This window comes from Litoreibacter arenae DSM 19593 (genome assembly GCF_000442275.2).
GTDB classification, from domain to species: domain Bacteria; phylum Pseudomonadota; class Alphaproteobacteria; order Rhodobacterales; family Rhodobacteraceae; genus Litoreibacter; species Litoreibacter arenae.
Window position 1 is genome coordinate 1 of record NZ_KE557306.1, and the last position, 21,850, is coordinate 21,850.

Sequence of the window (21,850 nt, forward strand, 5' to 3'; positions counted from 1 at the left end):
TCAGGCCGCTCTGAAGACCATTATCTCTGAAGACGGACATCTTGCTGCAGAACGCGATGCGCAACCTTATAGACAATGCTCTCAAATATGCCCCTGACGAAACGGTCGTTACGGTTAAGGTCTCGGGCGCACCTCGTTTGGCCGTCAGCGTCATGGACGAGGGCCCGGGATTCGCAGCCGATGAAGTTCAGACACTCTCGGGGCGTTTCGTGCGCGGCAAGGGCATTGACAACAAAGTCGGGTCGGGACTTGGGCTGACGATTGCACAGGAAGTTGCCGTCGCCCATGGCGGTGAGATGAACCTAAGCAACACACCTGAGGGCGGCGCATGCGTTACCTTTTATTTCTGATCGCGCTCTTGCTTCCGTTTGCGGGCGCCACGCAAGAATGGGAAGACCGCCAGATATTCGGAACTTCAAGCAGCCCAGCTCTGCGCATTCTGTCCAGCACGAACACATCGTTTTTCGCACCAATCATCGAAAATTTCATTGCGGTGACGCCGGATACTTCTGTCGAGTATCTCGTCACGGGAACAGTGGACATTGATCAGCTGTTTCGCGCCGCGCCAGAGGATTTCGACATTGTGATCTCGAGCGCAATGGACTTGCAGCTGAAGCTGGCGAACGATGGGTTTTCAGAACCCGTCTTGAACGTTGACCACCCCGAGTGGGCACAATGGCACGACAGCCTGTTCGCCTTCACTTCCGAACCTGCTGCGATTGTTCTCAATCGCCAGGCCTTCAACAACCTTCCTGTTCCAGGCAGCCGACAAGACTTGATCCAGTTGATGCGCGACTACCCAGACCGATTTCACGGGCGGGTTGGCACTTATGATGTACGGCAGTCGGGCTTGGGCTATCTTTTTGCAACGCAAGATGCCCGCGCCACCGAGACTTACTGGCGTTTGACGGAAGTGATGGCGCGCGTTGGTGCGAAGTTGTACTGCTGTTCGGGACAGATGATTGACGATCTGCGGACGGGCGATTTGATAATGGCCTACAACGTTCTGGGCAGCTACGCGCGGGCGCAGGCTGAGACATCCGATGACCTGATTGTCATCCTGCCGTCGGAATTTCCGACAACTATGATGCGGACAATTCTTGCATCCACCGCTGCGCCAGACCCACAACGCGCGGATCTCTTCGTTCGTCATCTCTTGCAGCTTCAATCGATAGCTGATCCGCGCGTTTTTCCCTTGCCGCCGCTATCGGGATCCCAGGATTTTCGAACACAACGAACGATCAACCTGGACCCCGCCTTGATGACATATTTGGATCAAATGAAACGAGAAGCCTTCGTCCGCCAGTGGGAGGACGCAATTGTGCAGGTTGAATAGGATCACATTGCCAGATTGAGCAGCCTCAGACATTGAGCAACGCCGCTTCGGCGAGCACTCCCGTTTTAAGTGAAATCATCCTGCATCTGGCCAATTCGTTGCACCCGCCGCAAATGTTGGCTTCCCGCGCGAAGCCGACATCTGAGCGCGACGCAGCATTCGTTACATTGGGCTCGCAACGGACCTTAGAAGCGGCGCAGCACCATGTGATATTTTGGCCTGGTCAACGTCGGGTTGTCGTTGTGGGAGGGCATGGCGGATCGGAGGATAAGTCATGGAAACACCAAATTTACCTGCCATTCGGGCTCTGCGCCCAGCTTGGAACAAAGGCCGGCTCGTTGGACAAGAGCGACCACTGAAACCGAAACATGTCTGGGCGATCCGCGTGAGACTGGAGCTGGCGGAGAACCACCGCGACCTGGCCATGTTCAACATGGCAAACGACAGCAAACTTCGAGGTTGCAATCTCGTGAAGATGAAGTGGTCAACGTCATGGCGTCGGGTCAAATCAAAGAGCGCGCTTCTGTTCTGCAAAGCAAAACGCAGAAACCAGTCCGCTTCGAAATTTCGGAAGGCACCCGGGCCTCAGTTGATAAGTGGATGGAAGACGAGCTGATGGTCGGATCCGAATATCTTTGGCCAGGCCGGTTTCATGAGCGACTTCACATTTCGACAAGGCAATACGCACGGATCGTTCGAGACTGGGTAACTTCGTTCGGCCTTGAAGCGACGGCCTATAAAACCCGTTCGATGCGTCGCACTAGGGTTACGCAGATCTATAAAGGACGGGACATCTCCGAGCCGTGCAGCTACTCCTTGGTCACACCAATATTGATAGCACGGTCCGGTATCTCGGCGTCGAGCTTGACGATGCACTGGCTATCGCGGAAGCCATTGAAATCTGAAATCTTGGACCGCCCACACGGGCGGCCCAAGCCGGCCTTTCGCCAAGATATCCAACGATACAGCGCGGCTTCCCCGAAGCAGACATCTATTATTAACGCGGGTTCGCCATTGCTGGTGAACAAGCCAAGTCTTCTTGGGCAAACTCCTGATTGAACCAATTGGGTGTTGCCGCAAATGTTTCTTAGGGCCATGTGGTTGACTACACGTGTCAAGGAAAAGGGCGGCACAAACGAGCGGCAGTGGACCCGGCGATATCGATCGTTAGTGTCTCAAAAATTCGAATAAGCCCAGATGCGAGACAGCGACGAGGTTAAGGTTGGTTTGGGTAGCTTTCGCGCTCGTTATTGATGTCCAGCATGTTGGATCCAATACCGTCATGCGACATGCGCACGAATTTAGTTCGGATCGGACGGCGTGCGCTTTCGGGCAGGCTACCGCCGCCAATCATGGTCTTCGTCAAGGTGTGCAGTTCAGGTGGAACCTCGACCGGGGCGTCGCGCAAAGGCGCACCTGCCTGCCGAGCACGCGCGAGCATCGCCGTATAGCCGACCGTCCAGATGCCCGGCTCAATCATGCGGCGATAGTTGTGATCCCAGTTACGCATCAGGCGATCGACGTTGTTGGTGGGAGCGATGTCTTGGCGGTAAGCAGTATCCCAATATCCACGGTCGCGCAGGAAACGTGGTGGGTTCATTGTCTCTTCGAAAAACTTCGCGGGCGGGCTGGAGCCGCCAATATCGCCGTGATTTCCGGGCATAATTACCTCGACGCCATGGCTGGGCTTTACGCTGGATGACGGGAAGAAGGCACGGAATTCGTCGTCGGCGACGATATGGTAGACGTGTTCGGCGGAGTTGGTCCTGACTTCCATATCAAGCGTGTCGCTTGTGGGCACAGTATGACACCGCTGGTTCAGCTGCAGCCGGATCGAAGGAATGAAGCAAGCATAATACCGTGCCTCATCCTGGGGCGACATTTCAAGCTGGTTGCCTGGGATACCGAAGGAGCCGACGGTGTCGTAAAGCCCTAAGAAGCGCACTTGCGCATTTGGAACCTCACCAGCGGCAATGAGATTGGCGAAGATGCGCGCGGTGGCGGCCCCACGTGAAAACCCGAACACATCAAATTTGATGGAGCGGATTGCATCTATCCCGCCAAACTCCTTAGTTGCCCGTTCCAGCCTTGCGGTGGCGTTCCGGATAGCCTCTTCAACCCCGTATTTGCCAAACCCAGTTGCGGCAGCAGCCCCATCATCTGACTGCCCCGCAGAGGTCCCAATCCCGTCTATATAGACAGAACGATAGGCTTCGTCAGTATTGCCACAGCTATTAGGGACATCATTGTCTCTGGTGAAATACAGCTCGCTCAGCCGGGCCACATTGGTGATGTAATTGTCGTAACTTCCGCCGGTCTGCATCGTGGTGCCGGCACTAAAGGAGGCGACATTAGCGCGGTTGTTGTAAGTGCCGTCGAAAAAGACCCCGAAATTCAGCGCAACATCAGGGCAGGTCGACACTGCCGCATCCACCTGTGCGTTCGCACTTGTCGAGCTATCCGCGTTGACGGCTTGAGCGTAATCGAGAACAGAATTCGGGTTGGATCCATCTGCCATCTGCTATCTGCCCGGATCAGGGCATTGCGGTGCCGGAAGTGGATCGCCCCGATGCTTTTCAACAAATGCAGCATCATGAGCAAATACCTGTTGTAATTGCATCTTAAGCCGCTCCTCCGTCCACGCCTTTGTAGCCGTTCGCTGAGCGCAGCCTTGCGCGATGATGTCCAGATCATCCAGCGCAATCGCGTCTGTGACGGGTCCTATTACACGGGCTTTTGACAGGGTGCGCACCGTAAATGCGCCGTGCTGCCCAAACGTAACATATAGCGGTACTCCCTCACCGTCGAACCAACTATAGGCATTTTCATCGACCTCGAAATCAGTAGCATAATGACGACCCGTGGACAGCTCGGTCCAATTGACTGTGGTGTCCAGTATATAGCTACGCGGGCTTTTCAGGCGAGGCACGGTCGTTATGTAAGATGCACCATCCGTTGGTGGAATCTTATCAGCACCGCTGAGGGCATCATTTACGAACCCAATCGTCAAATTGTTGATGGTGAACTGGTAGATTACCGGCCAAGCACGCCATGCGCCAGTTTCAAGCACCACCGTCGCAGGCACATTGCTACGCGACATCCCCTGACCACTCAAGGCCACGCAAACCCATATCGTCGTCACCAAAGTCAAACGAGAAAAAGTCATAATCAAACAGTTCTCAAATAGCTGATCAATCTGTCTAACTTAGTAGATTCAGAGTCGGATGTCATAAGGATTTCATTTATCTGCAGAGCGTTATCGTCAAACACCTCTGGCATGGCATTGCGGATCATCAGGTAGCTGTGCAGCGATTTGCGCATTCGCAGCCCATAGGTTTGAAGCGCATGCGTGCCTCGCCTCACCGTCTGATCCCTTTGGCTAGGCCAGTCGATTGTGCTTTTCGCAGCGGTTTCACTCAAATAGATATCTTCCGCTATGTCGATCAGCATCTTGTGTCGGCGAACTTTTGAGAGAACAATTTTAGTCTGCGTCGATAGAACCGGTCGCTCAGGCCGCTCGAAACTCGGTTCAGGATTTAGGACGTGGCCGACCGTATGTGCGTCCATGGGAGCTACGACAGAGTGTAGCGGAGCGCAAATCTGTGTGGCGATCGCGGTTGCATTTTCGACGAGACCGAAAAACATGGAGGGCTCCCAGAACCTAAAATAAAACCACTTTCCGTCGTCATCCTGCACCTTCGTGAACTTGCGGAAATGTCCCCACAACTCATCGAGCTTGCCGCTCGAGCGGAAATAGATCCCCGGCGCACTGTTCCAAAGGTGCCAAGGCGCGTCTGAGCAAGTGAAAAGGCTGCAAGTGAAACCGTGGCCGTCTTCCAGCCGAACAATCCAAGGCGCCACGTCCTTCATGTCCTCGTAGGCTTCACCCTTGAACAGGCAGCGGTGCTCCAAGCCGGAAGCCGCCAGTAACTCGGGGAGGTTGCTGACCTTCGTGGCGTCGAGGATGGCGTGGGTGTACAGAGGCGACGCCTTTGTGGCGTTGCCCCTGACTGGTTCCAGCTCACTCTCTGTCTGCTTTGGCTGGCCAAACAACAGATCATAGAGCACATCTGGCACGGTCTTCGGGCTCGCCACGCCAAACTGCGCATCAAGTGGCTCAACGCCTTCGATGGTCTTAAAGCTAAGAAAAGGCTCTGACGGTGTTTCCGGATCGCTGCATTGTTGGGTCCAGTAATCGTTTACGTCGGTATTCGCGTTCAATGCTGCTGCCTATGTAATGCTACATAATGTAATGCGGATATGGTACCGTATGAGGGGCGCAGTGCAACCCTCATCGACTGCGTGACCGATGGCTTCGGACCCTCGGTCGCGATGGGTTTCCCGTTTGGTTTCCTGTGGCGCTCCAGCTTTTTTTCACCCATTCCGGTTCTTTTGCAGCCTCCTGTGCCACGTGTCACTTCTCCGTCACGCCGGCCAGCTCGCGCTTCAATTGCCGGTTCTCAACTTCATGATCTCACCGAGCTTCCGCATCGTCTCCCCGAACAGCTTCACATATTTGCAAAGGGAATGCCTGCTCGCGACCAAGCGCCGCGAAACCTCCCGAACCGGATACCCCCGCACCGTGATCTGATGCACCGCTTTCCGCTTGAACTCGTCGCTGCAATTGCTTGTGCCCATGTCGGCCTCCTCGCTTTAAAGTAGGGGGCAAAGCGTCTACAAATCCAAATTGCACCTCAAACAGGTCCTCCTCCGGTCCAATTGTATGTACCGGCTGCCGTTCGCAAATGATTTCTCGTATGTTCTCGGAAGTCGCTCATATGTATCCGGCCTACTGGTCGACACGCGGGTCGTGGCCTTGTTGGGGTTACGCACGCGCCGTGGTCTAATTAGCGGCAAGGTCAAAGATGACCGAATGGGCCGTCAAACTCAGGGGCGTAATTGTTCCGTTCCATGCATTATGTCAGTCGCAAACTCCTATGGGTCGATCCGTTTTAAACGCCGATAGCGGCCTCGTCTCGTGGCGCGTCAAACGCCGTCTTGTGTCGAAGTATGCTCCAGGCCATCCTTGCCAGCTTGTTAGTCAGGGCGACCGCCAGCTTATTTCGGTTCATCAGTTCTGCCGCTTTAGTCAGCCAGGCGCCGAAGCTGAAGTCCGGCCATCGGTTGGTTCGCATCAGTATGACCTTGGCGGCTTGAACGAAGAGCATTCGCAGATACCAACTGCCGCGCTTGGTGATGCGTCCGAGGACGGTGCGACCGCCTCTGCTGTATTGGCGTGGTATCAGGCCAACCCAGGCCGCAAAGTCGCGCCCTCGGCCAAACGCTTCACCCGTTCCAATTGCGGCAACCATGGCCGTCGAGATCATTGGCCCGATGCCAGAGATCGTGATGACGTTGACGCAGTTCTCTTCGGTTCGGCTGATCTGCTCGATTTCCTTCGAGACAGTGTCAATGCGATCATCCAGCCACAGCCAAGCACCATAGAGGCCAATCAGGATTTCCCGCATGCGCGGTGATACCTCGTCCTTGCGCTCTTCCAGGATCTTCTCAAACGAGTTCTTCAACGCCCTCAGCCCTTTGCGCACCGTGATGCCTTGCTCAATCAGAAACGCGCGGATCTGGTTGATCGTTGCCGTCCGGCGTGACCGAACGCGATTAAGCGCCTGAAGGTCGAGATGCTCTTGGTTCTTCTCAGGAACAGTCTGCAAGTTTGGCCTCAATGCCGCTTCGGCGATTGCCTCCGCATCGTTGTAATCGTTCTTCTGTCCTTTAATAAAAGGCTTCACGTAGATCGCAGGAATGATCCGCAGCTCGAAGCCCATCTTGCGTAGTGTACGGCTGACAAAACGCGCACTCAGGCACGCCTCCATGCCGACCACGGACCGGGGCAGCTTATCAAACGTCGCAACCAGCGCCAATCGCTTGATCTGCTTGCGCATTACCAGATGGCCTTCGGGGTCGAATGCCACGATGTGGAATATGTCCTTACCGATATCAATGCCAATCGACATCAGCTCATCAAATGTTGTCTTCGCCATGCTACTTATCCTATCTGCAGGTGAAATAGGTCAAGCCTAACCTGCTGGGTGAAGTAGCCGGTACATCCCAATAGCGGATGAGGTGGATGGCTCCTGCTCCGCCGGCATCGAATGTGCCAAAGTGCAGTTGTCATCGACTGCCAGGAAAGGAGCCACCCAATGACAGTAAAGACCGTGGGCCTGGATTTGGCCAAGGACGTTGTTCAGGTGCACTGTGGACCGTCACGGTTTGATGCCGCTCCTTTGATAGCATTTATTACAGCAAAGGAGACGAACGATGGGACTGATAATTGCGGGGGCGCGGCACAGCGACATCCAACACACCGTTATGGCTGGCTAGTTCTGCCAGCGACCGAATAAGCGCTTTGGCTTTGTCGCCCTTAGTGAAGCATTGAGAAGGCGACACACTAAAAATCGACCTTCAGTCCTGCACTTTCAGGATGCGGCTGTGCTTGCGGATCTCGGATTTTAGCGCGCCCAGCGAGGTCAGGCCTTTGGCTTCCAGAATGGGTAATAGCGCGACCAGCACTTTTGCGGTTGCCAGAGCATCCCCCAACGCGGTGTGGCGCTTCTCGGGTGGGATAACAATGTCGAGCCGCTCGCAAAGCGCATCCAGCGTATGCTCCGCCGAGCCGCCGAACACGATTGCCGACAGGTGCACGGTGTCCAGCACGGGATGGTCAAAGCACAGGCCAAGGTCTTTGGCCTGCCGATGAATGAACGCCATGTCGAAGGGGGCGTTATGCGCGATGATGACCGCGTCGCTGGCAAAGCGGTGAAACGCGCGGCAGCCCTGCGCAAAATCCGGCGCATCCGCGACCATCGCATCATCGATTCCGTGAACCTTGGTGGAACTGGCAGGGATCGGCACACCGGGATTGATCAGGCTGTCATACACCTCTCCGGGGACCAGCTTGCCATTTATCACCCGAACCGCGCCAAGCTGCACGACCTTGTCCTTTTCGGGGTTGAGGCCCGTCGTCTCGCTGTCGAACACAACAAAGCAAAGATCGCGCAGGGCGGTGTCGTCCAACGCCGAAGACCGCTGCTTGTTCATCAGGTCGAAATCATAGACCAGCGGGCGCTCGGCGTCGGGACTTAGCGGCTCCAGCATCAAAGTGTAGTCGCCGCGTTCACCGAGTAGCCGGATATGTCCTGAATACAGCGCCCCGGAATGCCCTTTCAACGCGATTTCAATGCGGCGCGCTTCGTGTTGCTTAACTTGCTCCAGCGCTCGCTCGATCCCCTCCCGCTCAAGATAGTCGAAGACCGAGCCGTCAAGGCGCGCTGGCGCTTCCTTTTCCATCAGCGCGGCAGCCTGTCCATCATACAGCACGATCTGATGATCCGTTTTTGCAACGATCACGGCAATCGGAATGTCTGACAGAATTTGCAAAAGCTGCTGGCGTTGTCGCTTGAGGCGTTCGGTCTGCCGCGCGATGGCCTCCGAGGTCGCCTGTGACGATGCCGCCAGCTTCTGGTGGAATGCTGTAACTGCCGGAGCAAGATCGCCAAGGTATCGGGCCTTGCTTTCATCCATACCGGCCGCGACGTCCGTGTGGGCGCGCAGGCGCATCAGGGCGGTTATCGACTCGATGGGCTTGCTGATATTTTCGTCGAATAGCAGCCAGATCAGCACGACGAGGCCCGATATGCCGAACCCAGATACGATCGCGCTGGTCATGAAGGCAGACATCGCCGCAGGGTCGCCAAGCTGCCGGTATCCAAGCCAAAGCCCGACAAGCGCGACTGCCGTACTGCCCGATGCAATAAGGCAGAAGAACAAAAACACGCGAAGCCTGAGGCTGAGGCTTTTCATTTCAGGTCTCCTTACAAGCAGCCCTCAAGATAGGATCTTCGGAGGACAGATCGCGCCATTGCGCATTCGTGACTTCCCCCTCATCGCCGAATTCGATGCCGTCCACGATGTCGGCACGCTTTCCGGCGGCACAATCGAACAGGACGGGTATCTTGGCGGTGCGCGTCCAGCGCCCATAGAACACCAGATCGACGAGTTTCTGCTCGGGCTGCTCTGGATGAGTGCGCAGACTTGCGCGGTCAACTGCGACGAAGCGGCTGACGAAGGGTTTGGCATAGGTCCACGGGCGGTAGAACACACGCTCCTCCACCTTGTCGGCAACGACCATTCCGCCGGGCATCGACGCCTGCGTGCGCGAGAACCAGCTATATTCGCTGGAAATCGTGGCGAGCAGCATCGCAGCGCCAGCCGAGACCGGCACCAGCCATGAGGGCAGGCGGCCTTTCAAGGTGCGGTTGACGGCCCAAACGATCAGCGCGACCGCGGCACCGGCAACGAGTGTTCCGATCAGCTCGAAGAACATGGCCTCTTCCTTCCTTTGTGTCCTCGACAGATCAGCCGAGAATACCGCGCCCCTGCATCAGTGCAGACTGCATGGTCTTGATGACAACGAACGCGTCGCGCAAATGACTGCGCTCGAAGCCGGACAGGGACGCAGGCGACAGGTAGTTATCCGGCGCCTTGCCTTGTTTGATCTGTTTGGCCTGATGCTCCAGACGGGTCTGCGCCACCAGATCATAGGCGTCCAGCAAATCCTGACCACCGCTTTCGCTGACGATCTTGCGCGCGACAGCGCTTTCCAGCCGCGCACGGGTGTTGACCGCGTCTAATTGGCCTTGAAGGGCGTACATGCGGCCAAGGTCAACGACGGGGACGACACCGTTCAGTTTCATGTCGATCGTGTTGCGATGCTCGCCGGAGCGGACCGTGGCAAAGCCCCGCAGCAGGCCCAGCGGCGTGGCGTGGGTCAGGGCGTTGCTCGCCATATGTGCGGTGAATATGGAATTCCCCGCCGCCGCGCGCAGGGTATCAGCTTGCAAGCCTTCAAAAAGGGACGTGTCGCCGCCAATGGGCCGCAGGTCAAACATGACCGACGCCAGCATCTGCGCCTCCTTGCTGGGATTGGCGATCCATCCGCTGAAGTAGTCACGCCAGACTGACAGGGGTTGCCGCCAGCGCGGGTTGGTCGCCATCATATCGCCCGGGCAATAGACATAGCCGCAGGTGTTCAAGCCGTCGCTGACGAACTGCGCGAACGGCTCGAAATAAGCCGCAGCGTCGTCGCTCAGCCCGTCTTCAAGGATCAGGCAGTTGTCCTGATCCGACACGCCTGTTTGCTCCTGACGCCCTTGCGAGCCGCAGGCCAGCCACAGATAGCGGGCGGGGGGCGGGCCGAACTTCTCCTCGGCAAGATGCAGCAGGCGGCGGGTGACCACGTCCGCAATATCGGTGATCATGCGGGTGACGACATCATGACGGTTGCCAGCCGCGACCAGCTGCACCAGCAAGTCGGGAATGCGGGCCGTAACATCACGAAGCGCGTTGGCGTCTGCGGCAACCGCCGCATCCGACACCACACCGGCGGTATTGGACGCCTGAAACTTGGTCAGGTCGGTTTGGGTGACGATGCCGACCAGCTTGCCGGATGCCACAATCGGCAAATGGCCCAGCCGGTGCTCCATCATCATGTGCAGAACGTCGGAGCCAAGAGCAGAGGGCGGCAAAACCCGCGGGTCTCGCGTCATGATATCCTGAACCGGCGTCTCATAGGCAAGCCCGTCCGCCAGCCCTTTTCCCGATAGGTCGCGGAGCGTTACGATACCCGTCAGAACGTCGCCCTCGCAGATGCAGAGGCACGAGATGTGCCTGTCCCGCATCATCTGTGCGGCTTCCCGAATAGTGGTGTCCGGCGGGCAGGTGACGGGCGGCGCGACCATGAGGCGGTCCACCAGCACGCTGGCCAGTCCCGATGGTGGCTTGGCGTCCGCGCGAGAGCGGTTGAAAAAGCGCGCAAAGGCGTCGTGGTCCTCGCGCAACTGATGGAAGGTGGCGGGGGAAAGACACAACAGCCGGGTGTCGCTATCTGCTTTTGCGGAGGTGACGGCGATGCCGTCGCGCAGCAATCCGCGTTCGCCGAAAGAGTTTTCCCGCTCCAGCAGCGAGATGGTGTTGTCGTTCTGGTCGGTTACAGTGACCTTGCCGTCTACGATGATGTAGAGGCCTTCCAGCACGTCGCCACGCCGGTAAATGTCGTCGCCTGCGGCTACCGATATCCACTTCGCCTGCGTCGCAAGGATTTCGCGCTCCGCGTCGGAAAGCAGGTTGTAGGGGTGGAGGCGCGACAGGAAAGACAGGCGCTCGTCGGGCATGGGGATGTCCTTGCTCGGAAGGTGTCGGGCTGGCGAAGTGTCTCCGCCAGCCCGCTGGGTTTAGTGGTCGACCGCAGCGCCTGCGCCTGCTGGCACACGCACGCTTTCGACAAGGTCCTTGATGTCTTGCGGGGTGTCTTTCGTCGACATCGAGACAGCATAAGCCACCGCGAAGTTGATGATTGCACCGATCGCACCGATCGCGGTGGACTGGATCCCGAACAGTGAGCCGTCGACCGTGTCGGGGAACGAGTTGGTGCCTGCCACGAAGAACCAGCCTTTATGCAGGAAGATGTAGACCAGCGTGAAGACCAGACCCGACAACATGCCCGCAACCGCGCCCACGTTGTTCACGCGCTTGGAGAAAATCCCCATCATCAGCGCCGGGAAGATCGAGGCCGCAGCAAGCCCGAACGCCAGCGCCACAGTTTGCGCCGCAAAGCCCGGTGGGTTCAGCCCCAGCCATGTCGCCACCGCAATCGCCACCGCCATCGCGATCCGGGCGGACAAAAGCTCGCCCTTCTCGGAAATGCCGGGGTTGATCGCACCTTTGACGAGGTCATGCGACACCGCCGACGAAATCGCCAGCAGCAGGCCGGCAGCGGTCGACAGCGCGGCCGCAAGGCCACCAGCGGCCACCAGACCAATTACCCAGCTTGGCAGGCTTGCGATCTCGGGGTTCGCCAGCACAAGGATGTCACGGTTGAAGTTGGTCAGCTCGTTGCCTTCCCAGCCATTCGCCGCAGCTTTTTCGGCCATCGCGTCGGATCCGTCGTTGTAGTACTGGATCTTGCCGTCGCCGTTTTTGTCTTCCCAGTCGAGAAGACCGGTCTTCTGCCAGGTCAGCATCCAGTCATACTCAGGCGCGGTTTCGATCGTTTCAATCGAAACGGCTTCGCCGCTGGTGCCGTTTGGCCACATCAACTCGGTGATGTTCAGACGTGCCATGGCGCCAACCGCAGGGGCGGTCAGATACAGCAACGCAATGAACACCAGAGCCCAGCCTGCAGACCAGCGAGCGTCGGACACTTTCGGCACCGTGAAGAAGCGCATGATGACGTGCGGCAGACCTGCGGTACCGATCATCAGCGACAATGTGAACAACACCATGTTAAGGTTGTCCTTGTGTGCTTCGGTGTAGCTGGCGAAGCCAAGCTCGGTCACGATCTGGTCAAGCTTTTGCAGCAGGTAGACGCTGCTCTCGCCACCGGTAGCCGTAGTCTCGGAGAACAGGCCCAAAGCCGGAATCGGCGTGCCGGTCAGTTGCAGCGAGATGAACACGGCCGGAATCGTGTAGGCCAGAATCAGCACGACATACTGCGCCACCTGCGTGTAGGTCACGCCCTTCATGCCGCCGAACACGGCGTATGCAAACACCACACATGCACCGATCAGCAGACCGGAGGTGTTGGAGATCTCGAGGAAACGGCCAAAGGCCACACCCACGCCGGTCATCTGGCCGATCACGTATGTGGTCGAGGCCACGATCAGGCAGATCACCGCCACCAGACGCGCGGTCGGGGAATAAAACCGGTCGCCGATGAACTCGGAGACGGTGAATTTGCCGAACTTGCGCAGGTACGGCGCCAACAGCAGCGCCAGAAGCACGTAGCCGCCGGTCCAGCCCATCAGGTAGGACGAGTTGTCGTAGCCGGTGAAGGCGATCAGACCCGCCATGGAGATAAACGACGCCGCAGACATCCAGTCCGCTGCCGTCGCCATGCCGTTAGTGACCGGATGCACGCCGCGACCGGCAGCGTAGAATTCCGACGTGGAGCCCGCACGGGCCCAGATCGCGATGCCGATGTAGAGCGCGAAAGACGCGCCGACAAACAGCAGGTTAATTGTAAACTGATCCATAATTTAGTCCTCTTCCACGCCGAATTCACGATCCAGCTTGTTCATGCGCCACGCGTAGAAAAAAATCAGCGCGAGGAAGACAAGAATGGAACCCTGCTGGGCGAACCAGAACCCCAGATCAGTCCCGCCGACCTGAATACCGGCAAGCATCGGGCGCAGCAGAATGCCGAAGCCGAAGGAGACCAGTGCCCAAATGATAAGGCTGATGTAGATGATACGAATGTTTGCCGACCAGTAGCCGTCGCCGTCCCGGGCCGCTTTGGTCGTTGGTTTTAGATCCGCCATTTGGCGCTCCTCCTTTAGTGATCGTTATATCTTGCTCGCGCGTGTCGACCGCGATGTCCGGCCTCAACAGGGTGACGCCAACCATCCGGTGTCGCATCGGTGTCGCCAACAAATGCGGTGTCGTCTGCAAATGCGTGGCTTGGTGTCATGCGGTTTTCCTCAAGATCATACTCGAGAGGGCGAAACCGGACAGAACGACAAATGGAAAACGGCCCCCTTAGTAAATTCTTTTATCCGATTGGTTTTTCATGAGTAACTATCTCTTTGTGGTTAGGTGGTAATTTTGTAAACAAACTGTCCGCATCTCAAATATTTTGTAAATTTCCTTGCTACCGGTGCGGAAAATCCGAACAAGGTCAAGGCCTTGATAGTTAACGTAGGGTAACGTCGCTGTTCTCGTTAGCCGGACAAGCGGCGTACGCGATATTTCTTAAGGCTCCGGAACGGGTGTGGGGATCGCGCTCGTCACGAAGAATCAGACACGACTTGTCCGGTTTGAAGCCATTTGCCCGAGAAATGCCTCAATCGCCTGCGACTTTTACCTCGCGTTAAACCGACTCGCGAAAGACTGACCTATGCCCGTATCGCCAAACGTCACATCGCCCGACCGCTCCGACCAACGGGGGCGCGGATGAGGGTGCTTGCCGGAATATTCAACAGACTACAGCTCTTTTTCTTTGCGTTTACCCTCGCCGCAAGTTCGATGATGTTTATCGGATTGGCCTCTGGAAAGCTGGAACGGGGCCAAGTCTATACCGGCTTGGCCGCCACACTGGCATCCCACATCACATCTAGTCCGGCATTGATGGCGCTCATCCCGGGTACTGTCCCGACGCAAGTGGCGGACGACAGTTTGCAGGCGTTGAAACATCGGCAACGGCAGGTCGCCTCAAACAGCGACGTGCCGACCGGCGGCTAGAAATTCACCTCGACGCCGGGCAGGCGCAGCGATTTGACCAACTCGCGGACCTCTTGACGGGCTGCAATGTTCGAGATGTTGAGGTTCTTGACCCCCAGATCACCCAGATCCAGCAGCGTAAGCCCGCGTGGGAACAACTCGCGGAAAATGACTCGCTCCGAAAAGCCAGGCGCCACGCGGAAACCGATGCGCTTGGCCAAGGCCTCCACGGCGTCGGTGATCTTTTTCTTGTTATGCATGCGCTGGGTGCCGACGCGGTTGCGCACCACTATCCAGTCGATCGGCGTCAGTCCCGCCTGCGCGCGTAGCTGGCGCGCCTGCCAGACCATTTCGGCGTAAACCGAGGGGCCGATGATCTTTTGTGTTTCCGGCTCGATCCGCGCCAGCAGGTCGAAGTCGATAAAGCTGTCATTGAGCGGCGTCACCAGCGTATCGGCCAATGAGTGCGCAACCTGACTTAACCGCGTGTGTGAGCCGGGGCAGTCGATGACGATGAAGTCAAACCGGCCTTCCATCCCCGCCACAGCCTCGGTCAGACGGCGGTCATAGATGTTTTCCCCCGCGCCAAGGCTGGCGGGATCGACCTCCGGTAGTTCAACGATCTCAGGGCAGGGCAGGCTCAAGCCGTTCTTCTTCGAGAACCGGACCCGGTTCTCGCAATAGCGCGAGAAGCTGCGCTGTCGCAAATCCAGATCAAGCGCCCCCACCGTGAAACCCGCCCGCACAAGCGCGGTGGCCACATGCATGCAGTTGGTGGATTTGCCCGATCCGCCTTTTTCGTTGCCAAAGACGATAATATGCGCGGCCATGTTCTGTCCCGTATTCTAGTGCGTGTCCCCTTGCCGGGGTTCGGGGCGGTTATAAGCACGCGGCGGGGCGAGGGGAAGCGAAACTGCCGCAAAGTTTGCAGGCTGCGAACGCAAGGTTAAGCGCGCGTAAACATTCGAGGCGTAAACCCCCGCATATCGACGTCGATCCCAAATGGTTCCGGGCCCCCTCGTTGCTGGCTGTCACAGGTCTGCAAGGATACTGGGGGCATCCGAAAATCATGCATGAGACAGGGGCTAAATACCCCTCTCCGCCGGAAAAACCGGCGAGGATGCGGGGGAAATCCCCGTCCGGCGCCCTTCGGGGCGCGCTACGTTGGAAATTCCCAGACAGAGCGCCCTCCAACCCGTGTCAGGTCCGCCTGACACGGCGTTTGGTGTGTGCAACGAAAAAAGCCGCCCCGGACAAGGGCGGCTTTTGTTGCGATACAAGAGAGGCAGGGGTTAGAAGCCCAGACCTTCGTATTTGTTCTTGAACTTGGAAACACGACCGCCCGTGTCCATCAGACGCTGGTTGCCGCCGGTCCATGCAGGGTGCGCGGACGGATCAATATCCAAAGACAGCTGGTCGCCTTCGGCGCCCCAGGTTGATTTCATCTGCACAACGTCGCCATTGGTCATTTTGACGTTGATGACGTGATATTCGGGATGAGTATCTTTTTTCATGACGGTTCCCCTTACGCCTTGGGCGCTTTGTAGTTGGAATCCTCTGCGATACGGGCGGACTTGCCGCGACGCGAACGCAGGTAGTACAGCTTGGCGCGGCGCACGCGGCCACGGCGCACGACGGTGATGCTGTCGATGTTGGTGGAGTGCAGCGGGAACACACGTTCCACACCCTCACCGAAGGAAATCTTGCGCACGCAGAACGAGCCGGCGATGCCGGTGCCGTTGTTGCGGGCGATGCAGACGCCTTCGTAATTCTGAACACGGCTACGGGTACCCTCGGTCACCTTGTAGCCCACGCGGATGGTGTCACCCGCTTTGAAGTCGGGGATGTCATGCCCCAAAGCGGCGATTTGTTCCGCTTCCAATTCTGCGATCAGGTTCATCTGAAACGCTCCTTATATGATCCCGGTTTGCCCGGTGAATGTGTCTCGCGTCCCAAGAGCTCTCGGTCTTCTTCCGGGTCCGCCGTAGCGCCCGCCAGAGATCAGGTCGTCGTTGCTTATATGCCGCCGCTTCCGCATCTGCCGCAGGCGCCGAAGAAAGCGCATCAGATGGTCAATGAAACAAAGGCTCCGGTCAGTATTCTGATTCCAGATTGGCGGGGTATAGGAGGGATCGCCCCCCAGATCAAGCGGCCATCGCCGCCCGCGCCTAAATTCGGCCTTTTCGCAGCGGAACGGTTGAAGACCGGTCCCGTGCGGCCCATCCTTGAAGGAACCTTACCTCAGGAGCGCGACATGACACAATCAGACACCACCAACCGCCGTATCGTTCTGGCAGAGCGCCCTCAGGGCCTGCCGGATGACAACACCCTGCGGCTGGAGCAGGCCGATATTCCCACCGCAGGCAAGGGCGAAATGCTGCTCCGCACGGTCTACCTGTCGCTCGATCCCTACATGCGCGGCCGGATGAACGATGCCAAGTCCTATGCCGAGCCGGTCAAGCTGGGCGAGGTGATGACAGGGCAGGTGGTCGCACAAGTCGTCACCTCCGACGTCAAAGGCTTCGCTGAAGGTGACTACGTGCTGGCGGGCAGCGGCTGGCAGGACTACGCGGTGTCGGACGGCACGCAGGTGCTCAACCTCGGGTCCGACCCCGACCATCCGTCCTGGGCCTTGGGCATCATGGGTATGCCCGGCTACACCGCGTATGCGGGCCTGTTGAAAATCGGTGAGCCGAAAGAGGGCGAAACCGTCGTGGTCGCCGCCGCCTCCGGCCCCGTAGGCGCCACCGTTGGCCAGATCGCCAAGCTCAAGGGCTGCCGCGTCGTGGGTGTCGCCGGTGGTCCCGAGAAATGTGCCCATGTGGTCGACAACCTCGGCTTCGATGCCTGCATCGACCACAAGGCAGACGACTTCGCCGACCAGTTGAAACAAGCCTGCCCCGACGGCATCGACGTCTATTTCGAGAATGTCGGCGGCAAGGTGCTCTACGGTGTATTGCCGCTGCTCAACCCGTTCGCACGGATGCCGGTCTGCGGCATGGTGGCTTGGTACAACCTGCCGGGCTTGCCGGACGCCCCGGACATGGGGCCGGTCATCATGGGGACAATCCTGCGCATGAAGGTCAAGGTGCAGGGCTTCATCATCTTCGACAGCTTCGGGCCGGACACCTACAAGGAATTCGCCCGTGACATGGGCCAGTGGCTCAAAGACGGCAAGGTTAAATACAAGGAGCAGGTGGTCGAGGGTCTGGAGAACGCGCCGAAGGCGCTGAACGACCTGCTCGAAGGTCGCAGCTTCGGCAAAATGGTGGTGAAGGTCTAGCCTTCGCCACCCTCGCGCTTGGCCCATAAATCGGGCCGGCGCGCTTTGGTCAGCGCTTCCGACTGCGCACGCCGCCAATCCGCAACCTTGCCATGGTCGCCGGAGGTCAGCACCTCCGGCACCCCCATCCCGCGCCATTCGGCGGGGCGGGTGTATTGCGGATGCTCCAGCATCCCGTCGGAGAAACTCTCCTCCTCGGTCGACGCCGCGTTGCCCAGCACATCAGGCAACAGCCGCACCGTGGCGTCGATCATCGCCTGCGCCGCAATCTCGCCGCCGGTCAGCACGAAGTCACCAAGAGAAACTTCCTCAATCTCGTAGTGATCCAACACCCGCTGGTCGACGCCCTCAAACCGCCCGCACAGCAGTGTGATCCCATCCGCCTGCGCCCATTCCGCAGCTTTGGCTTGCGTAAACGGCGCACCGCGCGGCGACAGGTAGATCACCGGCCACTTGGCCCGCTCAGACGTGCCACGGGCCGCAAAGTCCAGTGCCTTGCCCACGATATCCGCCCGCAGCACCATGCCCGCGCCACCGCCGTAAGGTGTGTCGTCCACGTTGCGGTGCTTGCCTTCGCCGAAAATGCGCAGGTCGATCGGGTCGATCGTCCATTTGCCCTCCTGCAACGCCTTGCCCGTCAAGGATGCCCCCAACACGCCCGGAAAGGCCTCCGGAAACAATGTCACGATCTTGGCGCACCACGCGCCTTTCAAGCGGGTGGGTTCCGCCATCAAGTCGCGCGGGGTCAGGGAGGCGGCGATGGTCTTGCGACCATGGGATTTCGACGGCGTGCTCATCCGCGCCATCTACGCCAAACCGTGCGCCTTTGCAAAGCGCGATCCCGTGCTAGCTTCCTTTCCATGACGCGCTTCAAACACACCCCGCGCGGTCTGGCGGTGCCGGACAGCCGCCTGTCCCGTCTGGCGCGGCTCGGCGGGCTCGCCGCAGGTGTTGCCGGGTCGGCGGCCCTCAACGGGTCGCGCGAGCTATTGTCCGGCAAGCGTCCGCAAGTGGCTGATCTGCTGCTCACTCCGGCCAACGCGTCGCGGCTGACGGGACAGCTTGCCCAGATGCGCGGGGCGGCCATGAAGATGGGCCAACTCATGTCGATGGAGGCCGACAACCTGTTGCCACCAGAACTGGCAGCGATCCTCGCCCAGCTTCGTGCCGACGCGCATTTCATGCCGCCCACGCAGCTCAAGAAGGTACTCGTCGCCAACTGGGGGCCGGATTTCCTCAAACGGTTCAAGAGCTTCGATGTAAGACCCCTTGCCGCCGCCTCCATCGGGCAGGTGCATCGCGCCACAACCATGGACGGGCGCGATCTGGCGGTGAAGGTGCAATATCCCGGCGTGCGCCGCAGCATCGACGCCGATGTGTCGAACGTCGCCACGCTGATCCGCATGTCGGGCCTGCTGCCCCGTGGCCTCGACATCAAACCTCTTTTGCAAGAGGCCCGTCGCCAGCTGCACGATGAGGCTGACTACCTCAGGGAAGGCACCATGCTAACACGCTTCGCGACCTTGCTGGCGGGGGATGAAGGCTTCACCGTGCCGACACTCCACCCCGATCTGACCACGCCCGACATCCTTGCCATGAGCTACACTCCCGGCGACGCGATAGACACGCTCGCGGATGCACCGCAGGCCTTGCGCGACGATGTGATGACGCGCCTCATCACCCTGACGCTTCGCGAAATTTTCGAGTTCCGCCTCATCCAGAGCGACCCGAATTTCGCCAATTACCGCTATGACAGGAACACGGGCAAGCTGGTCCTGCTCGACTTCGGTGCGACGCGCGAACTGCCCGCGACGCTGGTCGACAACCTTCGCGCCCTGCTGGGGGCAGGGCTCCACGGGACGCGGGAAGACATGCGCGAAGCGGCCATCGCGACGGGCTACTGGGAAGCGACGACCGCCAAGCATCATCAGTTGCGTATGCTGGATATGATGGAACTCGCCTTCGCTCCGCTGCGCGCGACTGTTCCGATAGATTTCGCCACCGACACGACCGCCGCTCGCCTGCGCGCGGCAGGGATGGACTTTGCCCGATCCGGTGATCTGCCTGTGACGCCGCCACCTGTCGAGATGATGTTCATCCAACGCAAACTCGCGGGAACATATCTGCTCGCTTCGCGCCTCAAGGCACGCATCGACATGACGCGCCTTCTCGCCCCATACCGCTAGGCTGCCCCATCATTGCTTCAAAAATACCTCGGGGTGTGGGGCAGAGCCCCACTAAAATCGGGGTGCGGGGGCAGCGCCCCCGCCGTAGCGACGGGCCGGAGGCCCGGCGCAATCCCTCAGTCCAATAGCCCCTCCGGCGGATCTGCGATGACGCGGCCCGCCGCAAGGTCCACCGTCGGCACCGCCTCACGGGTAAATGGTAGCAGCACCGAGCCTTTCAGCGCGGGACCACGCAATTCCAGAATATCGCCCGCGCCGTGGTTCAGAACGGCGGCCACCTTGCCCAGCAGCTTGCCGCCGGTATCCAGCACTTCCAGCCCGATCAGGTCGGCGTGGTAGTATTCGTCGTCGGGCAGCGAGGGCAGCAGGTCGCGGGCCGCCGACAGCTTGACGCCGCGCAGGGCGTCCGCCTCGTCCTTGAAGCGCACACCGGACAGCCGCGCGGCGAAGCCGCCTTTGATGGCGCGGGTGATTTTCAACGTGTATTCGACGCCGTTATCGCCCTTCAAAGGCGCATAGAGTGCGATGTCTTCCGGCGTGGCGCAAAAGCTCTTCAGCCGCACTTCGCCCTTGACGCCGAACGCGCCTGCGATGGCACCTACAACAATCTGTTCCTTGCTCATCCGCCTCGTGCTCCTGTGCAAACCTTGCCTACAATCGCGCCCCCTGCGTCAAGGCAGCGGTCTTGCCACACTCCGCGCTCTACCTTGAGGCCGCCATAGAACGCCAGTCCCATCAGCACCAGCGTGATCATGCGCCGGATCATACGTCCAGCCCCATCGCATCCGCGATCAGCCGGTAATCGACTTCTGGAATGGTGAATTTGCCCTGCCGGAAGGCCATGCCCCAATGGCTGGGACGGGTGACGAAGGACAGCTGCTCAAGCAGCGGTCGCACCGGCACCTCCGTCACGTCGTCAAACACCGCGTCGCGGACCCACGCGGGCATGCCGGTCATGTAGTCCATCTGCCGCGGCACATCGCCGGTGATCGTGGCATGGCCCACAAAAGCCTGCACCGGATCGCCGTCAAAGCCGGTCCTGGGCGCGTAGAAGATCACTTTGTCGCCCACATCCAGATTGCGCACGGCGGCTTCCTTGCCGTGGCTGAAGGCGACGAAGCCCTGCCGTTTGCCCTCGGCCACATGGGCGGAGTGGACGACACCTATGACATAGCGCGGGCTCATGCGCGGCGGATGTCGAGCGCGGCGGCGCGGGCTTCCCAACCCTCGCGGGCCAGTTCCGGCGTGTCATGGTCGCCTTCGGGGTAGCCGATGCAGAAATATCCGATCAGGGCCCAATTCTCCGGCACACCTAAATCGCGGCACAGCCGCGCGGGGTCCAGCACGGACACCCAGCCCAGCCCCAGCCCTTCGGCGCGGGCGGCGAGCCAGAACAGGGTCACCGCCGAAACGACCGAGTAGCGCCGCATCTCCGGCATCGAGCCTGCGCCCAAGCCGTGCCCCTTCGTGGTAGCGTCGTCGCAGAAGACCGCAAGCTGCACCGGCGCGCGGTCCATGCCCGCCAGTTTCAGCCTGGCGTAATTGTCGGCCTTGTCGCCGTCATAGCGGGCCAGGGCTTTGGCATTGGCGATCTCGAAATTGTCGCGGGCTGCGGCGCGGGCAGACGGGCTTTCGACCCGCACGATGCGCCACGGCTCCGACAGCCCCACCGAGGGGGCATGCGAAAATGCGTCGAGGCACCGCATCAGCAGTGCCTCGTCCACGGGTATGGTGCGAAAGTGGCGCACGTCGCGCCGCCACCGCATCAACTCATATAGCTCGTCCCGGAAAGCCGGTTCGAAGTCACGCATAGCC

22 protein-coding genes and 2 pseudogenes are annotated in these 21,850 nt (G+C 59.2%); 6 read left to right on the forward strand and 18 right to left on the reverse strand.

The genetic code is table 11. The annotated features are described in order from the left end of the window. Positions 1-41: 41 nt before the first annotated feature. The 3 genes and pseudogenes from THALAR_RS00040 to THALAR_RS18735 all read left to right on the forward strand — a co-directional run bounded on the left by THALAR_RS00040 (position 42) and on the right by THALAR_RS18735 (position 2,241). On the forward strand, positions 42-350 hold the full coding sequence (locus THALAR_RS00040; RefSeq protein WP_040816886.1) for a sensor histidine kinase: 309 nt from the start codon (positions 42-44) through the stop codon (positions 348-350). Beyond that, positions 329-1,336 (forward strand): ABC transporter substrate-binding protein, encoded by a 1,008-nt coding sequence (locus THALAR_RS00045; protein WP_021099397.1) that lies wholly within the window; start codon positions 329-331, stop codon positions 1,334-1,336. The genes THALAR_RS00040 and THALAR_RS00045 overlap by 22 nt, the downstream gene beginning before the upstream one ends. 274 nt (positions 1,337-1,610) lie before the next feature. Further along, positions 1,611-2,241 (forward strand): annotated as a pseudogene (locus tag THALAR_RS18735) (tyrosine-type recombinase/integrase). Positions 2,242-2,552: 311 nt separating this feature from the next. On the opposite strand, the gene THALAR_RS00055 reads toward THALAR_RS18735, so the two are convergent. The 10 genes and pseudogenes from THALAR_RS00055 to THALAR_RS00100 form a co-directional block, all read right to left on the reverse strand. Continuing rightward, positions 2,553-3,854: a T6SS phospholipase effector Tle1-like catalytic domain-containing protein gene (locus THALAR_RS00055; protein WP_021099399.1), complete on the reverse strand. Its 1,302-nt coding sequence runs from the start codon at positions 3,852-3,854 to the stop codon at positions 2,553-2,555. 3 nt (positions 3,855-3,857) lie between these two features. Next, positions 3,858-4,502 (reverse strand): hypothetical protein, encoded by a 645-nt coding sequence (locus tag THALAR_RS00060; protein WP_040816893.1) that lies wholly within the window; start codon positions 4,500-4,502, stop codon positions 3,858-3,860. A gap of 2 nt (positions 4,503-4,504) precedes the next feature. Beyond that, entirely contained in the window at positions 4,505-5,557 is a 1,053-nt protein-coding gene (locus tag THALAR_RS00065) for a DUF4123 domain-containing protein (RefSeq protein ID WP_021099401.1), read from the reverse strand. Between the two features lie 196 nt (positions 5,558-5,753). Beyond that, a pseudogene (locus THALAR_RS00070) lies at positions 5,754-5,974 on the reverse strand (transposase); the annotation flags it as partial. Between the two features lie 314 nt (positions 5,975-6,288). Further along, positions 6,289-7,335, reverse strand: coding sequence for an IS110 family RNA-guided transposase (locus THALAR_RS00075; protein ID WP_021099403.1), 1,047 nt, complete (start codon positions 7,333-7,335; stop codon positions 6,289-6,291). A gap of 421 nt (positions 7,336-7,756) precedes the next feature. Further along, a complete protein-coding gene (locus THALAR_RS00080) occupies positions 7,757-9,154 on the reverse strand; it encodes a 3'-5' exonuclease (RefSeq protein ID WP_021099404.1) in 1,398 nt (465 codons plus the stop codon). Position 9,155: 1 nt separating this feature from the next. Further along, complete coding sequence (locus THALAR_RS00085) at positions 9,156-9,677, reverse strand: hypothetical protein (RefSeq protein WP_021099405.1); 522 nt, start codon at positions 9,675-9,677, stop codon at positions 9,156-9,158. Between the two features lie 31 nt (positions 9,678-9,708). Next, on the reverse strand, positions 9,709-11,523 hold the full coding sequence (locus THALAR_RS00090) for a DUF294 nucleotidyltransferase-like domain-containing protein (protein WP_021099406.1): 1,815 nt from the start codon (positions 11,521-11,523) through the stop codon (positions 9,709-9,711). A gap of 60 nt (positions 11,524-11,583) precedes the next feature. Continuing rightward, entirely contained in the window at positions 11,584-13,383 is a 1,800-nt protein-coding gene (locus THALAR_RS00095) for a sodium:solute symporter family protein (protein ID WP_021099407.1), read from the reverse strand. A gap of 3 nt (positions 13,384-13,386) precedes the next feature. Continuing rightward, positions 13,387-13,668 carry a DUF4212 domain-containing protein gene (locus tag THALAR_RS00100; RefSeq protein WP_021099408.1) on the reverse strand — a complete coding sequence of 94 codons (282 nt, stop codon included), beginning with the start codon at positions 13,666-13,668 and terminating at the stop codon, positions 13,387-13,389. 706 nt (positions 13,669-14,374) lie between these two features. On the opposite strand from THALAR_RS00100, the gene THALAR_RS00105 reads away from it, so the two are divergent. Then, complete coding sequence (locus THALAR_RS00105; protein WP_169788505.1) at positions 14,375-14,587, forward strand: hypothetical protein; 213 nt, start codon at positions 14,375-14,377, stop codon at positions 14,585-14,587. Here THALAR_RS00105 and THALAR_RS00110 read toward each other — a convergent pair. The 3 genes from THALAR_RS00110 to rplS all read right to left on the reverse strand — a co-directional run bounded on the left by THALAR_RS00110 (position 14,584) and on the right by rplS (position 16,466). Beyond that, on the reverse strand, positions 14,584-15,396 hold the full coding sequence (locus THALAR_RS00110; RefSeq protein WP_021099410.1) for a division plane positioning ATPase MipZ: 813 nt from the start codon (positions 15,394-15,396) through the stop codon (positions 14,584-14,586). The two genes, THALAR_RS00105 and THALAR_RS00110, sit on opposite strands and share 4 nt — an antisense overlap. A gap of 462 nt (positions 15,397-15,858) precedes the next feature. Continuing rightward, positions 15,859-16,080: a 50S ribosomal protein L31 gene (rpmE, locus tag THALAR_RS00115; RefSeq protein WP_021099411.1), complete on the reverse strand. Its 222-nt coding sequence runs from the start codon at positions 16,078-16,080 to the stop codon at positions 15,859-15,861. A gap of 11 nt (positions 16,081-16,091) precedes the next feature. After that, complete coding sequence (gene rplS / locus THALAR_RS00120) at positions 16,092-16,466, reverse strand: 50S ribosomal protein L19 (RefSeq protein ID WP_021099412.1); 375 nt, start codon at positions 16,464-16,466, stop codon at positions 16,092-16,094. A gap of 354 nt (positions 16,467-16,820) precedes the next feature. On the opposite strand from rplS, the gene THALAR_RS00125 reads away from it, so the two are divergent. Beyond that, complete coding sequence (locus THALAR_RS00125) at positions 16,821-17,849, forward strand: NADP-dependent oxidoreductase (protein WP_040817385.1); 1,029 nt, start codon at positions 16,821-16,823, stop codon at positions 17,847-17,849. Here the strand turns inward: THALAR_RS00125 and trmD are convergent. After that, positions 17,846-18,646: a tRNA (guanosine(37)-N1)-methyltransferase TrmD gene (gene trmD, locus THALAR_RS00130; protein ID WP_040817387.1), complete on the reverse strand. Its 801-nt coding sequence runs from the start codon at positions 18,644-18,646 to the stop codon at positions 17,846-17,848. The two genes, THALAR_RS00125 and trmD, sit on opposite strands and share 4 nt — an antisense overlap. A gap of 63 nt (positions 18,647-18,709) precedes the next feature. Here trmD and THALAR_RS00135 point away from each other — a divergent pair, with 63 nt between their 5' ends. Beyond that, complete coding sequence (locus tag THALAR_RS00135) at positions 18,710-20,035, forward strand: ABC1 kinase family protein (RefSeq protein WP_021099415.1); 1,326 nt, start codon at positions 18,710-18,712, stop codon at positions 20,033-20,035. A 116-nt stretch (positions 20,036-20,151) separates the two neighbouring features. Here the strand turns inward: THALAR_RS00135 and rimM are convergent, their stop codons facing one another. Genes rimM through bluB form a run of 4 tightly spaced genes read right to left on the reverse strand, consistent with a single transcriptional unit; the run spans position 20,152 to position 21,846 of the window. After that, entirely contained in the window at positions 20,152-20,658 is a 507-nt protein-coding gene (gene rimM / locus THALAR_RS00140) for a ribosome maturation factor RimM (RefSeq protein WP_021099416.1), read from the reverse strand. Continuing rightward, a complete protein-coding gene (locus THALAR_RS18265; protein WP_021099417.1) occupies positions 20,655-20,801 on the reverse strand; it encodes a hypothetical protein in 147 nt (48 codons plus the stop codon). Before THALAR_RS18265 ends, rimM begins: the two co-directional genes overlap by 4 nt. Beyond that, the gene (locus tag THALAR_RS00145; RefSeq protein ID WP_021099418.1) at positions 20,798-21,220 is read right to left on the reverse strand and encodes an EVE domain-containing protein; all 423 of its coding nucleotides are present in this window, start codon (positions 21,218-21,220) and stop codon (positions 20,798-20,800) included. The genes THALAR_RS18265 and THALAR_RS00145 overlap by 4 nt, the downstream gene beginning before the upstream one ends. Then, positions 21,217-21,846: a 5,6-dimethylbenzimidazole synthase gene (gene bluB, locus THALAR_RS00150; RefSeq protein ID WP_021099419.1), complete on the reverse strand. Its 630-nt coding sequence runs from the start codon at positions 21,844-21,846 to the stop codon at positions 21,217-21,219. The genes THALAR_RS00145 and bluB overlap by 4 nt, the downstream gene beginning before the upstream one ends. Positions 21,847-21,850: the final 4 nt, after the last annotated feature.